This is a genomic window from Streptomyces sp. NPDC058877, assembly GCF_042742855.1.
Classification (GTDB): domain Bacteria; phylum Actinomycetota; class Actinomycetes; order Streptomycetales; family Streptomycetaceae; genus Streptomyces.
Genome location: NZ_JBHYMF010000409.1, coordinates 1 through 1,282, shown reverse-complemented (window position 1 = coordinate 1,282; position 1,282 = coordinate 1). Strand labels below are relative to the sequence as shown.

General features: G+C 71.8%; 1 protein-coding gene and 1 pseudogene. Both read left to right on the top strand.

Going from position 1 to position 1,282, the window contains the following annotated elements:
- A pseudogene (locus ACFW2Y_RS35930) lies at positions 1–538 on the top strand (hypothetical protein); the annotation flags it as partial.
- Complete coding sequence (locus ACFW2Y_RS35925; protein WP_384887976.1) at positions 478–1,260, top strand: hypothetical protein; 783 nt, start codon at positions 478–480, stop codon at positions 1,258–1,260. The pseudogene ACFW2Y_RS35930 and the gene ACFW2Y_RS35925, both read left to right, overlap by 61 nt.
- The last annotated feature ends 22 nt before the right edge of the window (positions 1,261–1,282 follow it).

Here is a 1,282-nt window from a genome sequence, read left to right as displayed (position 1 = left end):
GAGCGGCCGTCGTACCAGCGTGACGACCGGCGTGATGACAACCGCGGTGGTGGCTACCGTCGTGACGACCGCGGTGGCGACAGCCGTGGCGGTGGTTTCCGTCGTGACGACCGCGGCGGGGACAGCCGTGGCGGTGGTTTCCGTCGTGACGACCGTGGCGGGGACAGCCGTGGCGGTGGTTTCCGTCGTGACGACCGTGGCGGGGACAGCCGTGGCGGTGGTTTCCGTCGTGACGACCGTGGCGGGGACAGCCGTGGCGGTGGTTTCCGTCGTGACGACCGTCGGGATGAGCGGCCGTCGTACCAGCGTGACGACCGGCGTGATGACAACCGCGGTGGTGGCTACCGTCGTGACGACCGCGGTGGCGACAGCCGTGGCGGTGGCTACCGTGGGCGGGAGGACCGGGGCGGATACGGCCGTCGTGACGACCGGGGCGGACGGGACCGCGACCGTGGGGACCGTGCCCCCCTCAAACGCCTGCCGATCCCGCCGGAGGTCACCGGTGAGGAGATCGACCCGGACGTGCGCCAGGAGCTGATGAGCCTTCCCAAGGGGCTCGCCGACGACGTCGCACGCAACCTCGTGATGGTCGCCCAGCTGATCGACGAGGACCCCGAGAAGGCGTACGGCTACTCCAGGGTCGCCCTGCGCCTCGCATCCCGTGTCGCGGCCGTCCGTGAGGCGGCCGGCTTCGCTGCCTACGCGACGCAGAAGTACTCCGAGGCCCTGGCCGAGTTCCGTGCTGCGCGGCGGATGAGCGGCGGGGTCGAGCTGTGGCCCGTCATGGCCGACTGCGAGCGCGGTCTCGGTCGGCCCGAGCGTGCCCTCGCCATGGCGGGGGAGCCCGAGGTGCAGAAGCTCGACAAGGCCGGCCAGGTCGAGATGCGGCTCGTGGCCGCCGGCGCCCGCCGGGACATGGGCCAGCTCGACGCGGCCATCGTCACGCTCCAGAGCCCCGAACTCGCTTCCGGTGCCGTGCACCCGTGGACCGCTCGCCTGCGGTACGCGTATGCCGATGCCCTCCTCGCCGCGGGCCGGGAGCGCGAAGCGCGCGAATGGTTCGCCAAGGCCCTGGAAGCCGACAAGGACGGCGCCACGGACGCCTCCGACCGCCTCGCCGAGATGGACGGCGTCGAGTTCGTGGACGCTTTCGACGACTCCGACGACATCGAGGAGTCCCCCAAGGGCGAGGGCTCCGACGACGCTGGGGTCGAGTCCGACCTCGACGAGGAGGGCCACCGCGACGCCGACAAGGGCTGATGCGGCGGAGCAGTGAGAGAAG